This is a genomic window from Haliscomenobacter sp., from assembly GCF_040403615.1.
GTDB lineage: Bacteria > Bacteroidota > Bacteroidia > Chitinophagales > Saprospiraceae > Haliscomenobacter.
The window spans coordinates 5,348-10,969 of sequence record NZ_JBBAKG010000120.1 but is presented as its reverse complement, the minus strand read 5'-3'; the positions used below and the strand labels follow the sequence as shown (position 1 = coordinate 10,969).

At 43.8% G+C, this 5,622-nt stretch carries 4 protein-coding genes and 1 pseudogene; 3 read left to right on the top strand and 2 right to left on the bottom strand.

The window, feature by feature from the left end; translation table 11 throughout:
* Window positions 1-653, bottom strand: a pseudogene (locus ABW391_RS25060) (peptidase M23); the annotation flags it as partial.
* A 248-nt stretch (window positions 654-901) separates the two neighbouring features.
* On the opposite strand from ABW391_RS25060, the gene ABW391_RS25055 reads away from it, so the two are divergent.
* Window positions 902-2,074, top strand: a complete 1,173-nt coding sequence (locus ABW391_RS25055) for an AIR synthase-related protein (protein ID WP_353484646.1) — start codon at window positions 902-904, stop codon at window positions 2,072-2,074.
* Complete coding sequence (gene nth / locus ABW391_RS25050) at window positions 2,052-2,717, top strand: endonuclease III (RefSeq protein WP_353484645.1); 666 nt, start codon at window positions 2,052-2,054, stop codon at window positions 2,715-2,717. The genes ABW391_RS25055 and nth overlap by 23 nt, the downstream gene beginning before the upstream one ends.
* A 27-nt stretch (window positions 2,718-2,744) precedes the next feature.
* On the opposite strand, the gene tamL is transcribed toward nth, so the two are convergent.
* A complete protein-coding gene (tamL, locus tag ABW391_RS25045) occupies window positions 2,745-5,189 on the bottom strand; it encodes a translocation and assembly module lipoprotein TamL (protein WP_353484644.1) in 2,445 nt (814 codons plus the stop codon).
* An 8-nt stretch (window positions 5,190-5,197) separates the two neighbouring features.
* On the opposite strand from tamL, the gene ABW391_RS25040 reads away from it, so the two are divergent.
* Window positions 5,198-5,622, top strand: a 425-nt coding sequence (locus tag ABW391_RS25040) for a TrmH family RNA methyltransferase (RefSeq protein ID WP_502916352.1), incomplete at its 3' end; no start/stop codon positions are given.

Sequence of the window (5,622 nt, the reverse complement as noted above, 5' to 3'; positions counted from 1 at the left end):
AACTGTTCCCCACGGTTGAGGTGGTGAAAGTCAACACTCCATTTGAGGGCTTCTTCCAGCGATTTGATCAAGGCTGGATCAGCACCACTGCGTTCCATTGATTCCCACAATGAAGATTGCACAATTACCCCTGATGATTTGATGGCGGTAGTAATGGGGCGCTCTACTTTTTCAATGTGTAGGGAGTCTTTGAGGTGAAAAACGTAGTATTTGTAAACGTTGGGCTCGTAGATCATGTAATCAGGCCCTTGGGTGGAATCTTTGGATAGTATCAAATAAGGCTTACCAGCGGTCAAATCTCGCACATCGAATACATCTTTGCTATTGCGTACCAAATTGTCGATGTCCGCATATTCCATTTTGCGCCCAATCAGGATGTCTCCCAGGTTTTCACTGCTGTGAAATTCAGATTTGTAGACTTGGAACGTATCCATGGCAAAGCCATATCTGATCGTAGGAACAACTACTGGAAAGGAGCCAATAGTGGCGTTGCGGTCTTTGCCCAGCAAGGAGGCTTTGAGGTGGCGAGAAGTACTTGGTGAAACAGCGAGCGTTAAAATTAAACCTAAGCCCAATGTTCCAATGATTATCCACGTCCAGTTGAGCCGAGCGAAATTATCGCGCAGTTTAAAAGGAATTTTTGTGTTCAACACTGTTTGCAGTTTATAGGTAGAATGCCCATTCTCAATTATCGTGTAAAGGGGGGATAATTGAGCATTCCCTATTGTTACGAATTATGCCATTATTCACAAATATAGAACAGAGAATGCAAGGATAAAAGGAATGTTGTGATTTTTACACGATCCAAGTGATTCTTTTTGCTTTTGGAACCCTTCTGTAGGCACAAGTCTTGTATATTTGCTACAATTTTTTTACCAATCCCGTAAATTGAAATTGAAGGATGGAGGAATATCGATATGATCAGCGTGGTGTATCAGCGAGCAAGGATGAAGTGCATGCTGCAATCAAAAATTTGGATAAAGGATTGTATCCCAATGCTTTTTGTAAAATCATTCCCGATATCGCGGGCATGGATCCCGATTTTTGTAATTTAATGCACGCCGACACCGCTGGTACCAAAACCAGCCTTGCATATTTGTATTGGAGAGAAACGGGAGATTTGAGCGTTTGGAAGGGCATTGCCCAGGATGCCATCGTGATGAACCTCGATGATATGGGCTGTGTAGGCTGCGTAGACAATATTTTGCTTTCTTCTACCATTGGCCGAAACAAGAACCTTATTTCCGGTGAAGTCATCAGTACCCTCATCGCAGCTACCACCGAGCTGGTTGAACAACTCAATAGTTTAGGCATCCACGTTTTTCTAACTGGTGGAGAAACGGCTGATGTAGGCGATATTGTACGTACCATTGACGTAGGTTATACTGCTTTCGCGCGGATGCCCCGTGCCAAGGTCATCACCAACAACATTCAAGCCGGAGATGTGATCGTTGGACTGTCTTCTTCTGGGCAGACTACCTACGAAACTGAATACAATGGCGGAATGGGCAGCAATGGCCTGACCTCTGCCCGGCATGATGTATTGGATAAATCCTACGCGGCACTTTATCCTGAAACTTTCGATCCGGCTACCCCCGGTGCATTGGTCTATTCTGGCAAACGCAAACTTACCGAAACCCTCCATATCAATGGTCAAGACATTCCGATTGGCAAACTGATCTTGTCGCCAACGCGCACCTTCTTGCCTTTCATCAAGCCGCTTTTAGAGCAATTGCAGCCCCAAATCCACGGCATGATCCATTGTACCGGTGGAGGACAAACCAAAGTGCTGAAATTCATTGATGGAAAAAGAGTAATCAAAAATGATCTGTTGCCCACTCCGCCTTTGTTCAATTTGATCCAGGCTGAATCTGGAGCGTCCTGGAAAGAAATGTATCAAGTATTCAACATGGGACAACGCCTGGAAGTGTACCTGCCAGAAGCGTATGCCCAGCAAGTGATCGATCTGGCGCAATCCTTTCATATTGACGCCAAAGTAGTTGGCCATGTAGAAGACAGTTCGATCAATCAAGTTATCATCCAGAGTCAATATGGAACCTTCGAATACCAATAAACCAAAACGGGCTCCCGGAATACGACAAAAAGCAACTGCTATCCTTCAAATCCTGGAGGAACTGTATCCCGAAACGCCAATTCCATTGTCCCACAGCGATCCTTACACGCTGTTGATTGCGGTTCTACTCTCCGCTCAGTGTACCGATGAGCGGGTGAATAAAGTGACCCCACATCTTTTCGCCTTGGCAGACAACCCAGCAGAGATGTACGCCCAAAGTGTGCAGGATATTCAAGACATCGTTCGACCTTGTGGATTGGCTCCGCGCAAATCTCAAGCCATTTGGGAGCTTTCGGGTATTTTGCTCGAAAAACACCGGGGTGAGGTTCCCAAGTCCTTTGATGATTTGGAAGCTTTGCCAGGCGTTGGACACAAAACCGCTTCAGTCGTGATGAGCCAGGCCTTTGGTGTGCCGGCTTTTGCGGTGGATACCCACATTCATCGCCTGGCAGAGCGCTGGGGCTTGAGCGATGGCAAAAATGTCGAGAAAACAGAAGCCGATTTGAAGAAACTTTTCCCAAAAGACAAATGGAACAAATTGCACCTGCAAATCATCTTCTTTGGCCGAGAATTTTGCCCAGCTCGTGGCCATAAAAGAGAGGAATGCCCGATTTGTAAATTGTATGGTCGCAAAGGGGTATAAGTGGTTGAACCACTTAAATTCTTGCTCTTAAAACGGCAAACCGAGTCCCAGATTTAAGTTCATGCGTTTAAACCAAAGTTTGGGATCATTCCAAAAATCCGCTCCATTGTATCGATAGGGATACCTGAGCTTTATCCCAAAATCGAGGCGCAATAGGAAATAGCGCACGTCTACCCGCAAACCAAAACCGCTCCCAATGGCGATCTGTTTGTAAAAAGCATCGTATTGCCCTTTAATCGGATTCTCAGAAACGCGATTGGGGTTGTTAAAAAAGAAGGGCGCACCGGGTGTTTCCGGGTCATTGTTAAAGGTCCAAACGTTGCCTGCATCCAGAAAAAATGCGCCATTGAGCAGCCAGTAAATGTTGAAACGGTACTCCAGATTTCCTTCCAACCACAAATCGCCAGTATTGACAAAGTTGAGGTTGTTTCCTCTTTTGCCCAATCGAACCAGACTGTCGATAAAACCACCAGGTCCCAATCCGCGAGCTGCCCAGGCGCGAATGCTATTGGGTCCACCAACACTGAATTGCTTCAGATAAGGCACCACTTCTGAATTTCCAAATGGTCGGGCAATACCAAACCCCAAACGGGCAGCAAACGAAGTTTTGGGGGTAAATTGTCGATTGTAGCGCAAGGTTGTTTCCAGTAATGCAAACTGGGCAAAATCGATTTTATTAATGGAAAAAGTATCCTTTTTATCGGTAATGACATTGTAAAGCTTATTCAGCGCATACAATTCACTACCAGCAGTTTCAAATTTGAATCCCGCCTGGATGTTTTCTCCACGGATATTGGATTTTCCAATAAAATTAAAATTGATTTCTCTGAAAAGCAGACTCACCAGGAATCGGGGTTCCAGGCGTTTTAACAAAAATAAGTTTCCTGCAGTTTGAATGAATTTGTCAGTCAATTGGGGTCTGAAATATTCGGCAACAAGGTTGTTGATGACATAATTTCTTTGTTTGCCTTGATTGAATTCAAAACCGAAGCTCATATTGAAGACCCCCATTTCATAAAAATCTATGAATTTGGTAAAGTTAAAGCCAGCTGAAATTTTACTGACTGCATTATCTTTCAAGATGTTGTAAAGGTTGTTGCCAGGCTTGACTTTTTTACGGTTGTATGAAATATCATCCATCAATTTCCAGAGCCCCAAATAATCTTTGAATTTTGGAAAATAGAGATCGCTTTGAAAACCAACATCTACAGTATTAAAAAAACGCGATTTATTGGCAATAGGATTGAACTCGATTCCCGCTCGAATACTGGTTAAGAGGGTTTCAGCACCATTGAAAATGTTGCGATTTTTGATTGATGGACGCAACGATAACCCAATCAGGTTGAGGTTCCCGGCTGCTATAGCGCGGTTAGTGAAACTCATTTCAAAATCGGCACCCATTTCCAATTTCAAATTGGGGGTTAAAAAAATCAAAATATCCAGCAGATCAGGATCGGTTTTACTGGGGATCTGTTTGATGCGTACAAATTTAAAAACGCCACTTGCCGCCAATTCCTGTTGGGTTATTTCCAGATCCGTTTGCCTAAAGGGCTTGCCTGGATGAATTTTGATGGCCTCCAATAAGATGTCACTGCGGAAGTACAGCATGGTATCTGGCTCATCCCGAAATACCAAATCATTGATCAAGGTGTCTTTAGTCAGGTGTGTCGGTGATTCCTGCTCTGGCGTATAGTGAGGGAATACCACGATTTTGCCAATTTTCAAGGAATGGTGAATGCTGTCTTCTAAAGGAACCAAAACCTCCAGATTGACCAAGGCTCGGTACCGGCTGATGCTGGTATCTGCAGTCAATTGGGCAATGTAATTGGGAAAAAAGTTGGCATACCCCAAATTCCGCATTTGTGACACGATGCGTTCTTTTTCAAGGTCGTATAGCCTGCTGTCCAGGGGTTCTCCTTTTTTTAAAAGGCTTTCACGTTTAATCACCTGTAAAATGGAGTCGATGGTTTTATCAGCAGAGTGATAGCTGATTGAGTCAATATAAGTGCGCTTTTTGGGATAAACATAATATTTGACCCAAGCTTTTTTTCGCCGCAACGTTTCTTCGTAAATGGTTTCGCAATTGAAATACCCTTTATTGTTGAGGTAACTGGTGATGGCATCGGTGGTTTTGTTGCACAATTCTTCATCAAAAATGGCTGGAGGTTCGCTGAGTACCCGCCGTTGCCAATTGTCAAAGCCCGAAGTATCACCAGGCTCACTTGTTTTGTACCAAAACCATTCCCGTGGGAAAAACAAGAAGAGATTCGTGTTTGGTTTTTGATTGTAGAGGGTCTCCATTTCATAGGTAAGCAAGCCTTTGTTGGGCATCTTTTCCTCTGCTTTAATGATCAACTGGTTTTTTTTGAGCAGAAATTGATCTACATCCAAAAACTTTGTAGTATTACAGCTACACACGAGCAGGCCGAGGGCCAGAATGATCCAGAGTTGGTAGGTATACGATTTTGACATTGACAATTATGCTTTCTAAAAACAAAATTAAATACATTACGGCACTGCAAAAGAAGAAGTTTCGCAGCGAATTGCAATGCTTTTTAGCCGAAGGTGATAAAATTGTACGCGAATTAGCCGCTTTTCCTCAATGGGAAGTGGAGTGTATCTGTGCTTTGCCGGAATGGATTGAACGCCATCAGCATTTGTATGCTGGACGTAAACTGGAAATAATTGCCATAAATCCGGACGAATTACAAAAAATATCTACTCTTCAAACGCCAAACCAGGTGTTGGCTATTGTGAAAACACCCACTGAATTTTCCTGGAGAACCGATTTTTCTGCTGATCTGAGTTTGTACCTCGATGGAATCCAGGATCCGGGCAATTTGGGCACCATTTTGCGCATCGCGGATTGGTTTGGTATTTTGCAAGTCTTTTTGTCCCCGGATTG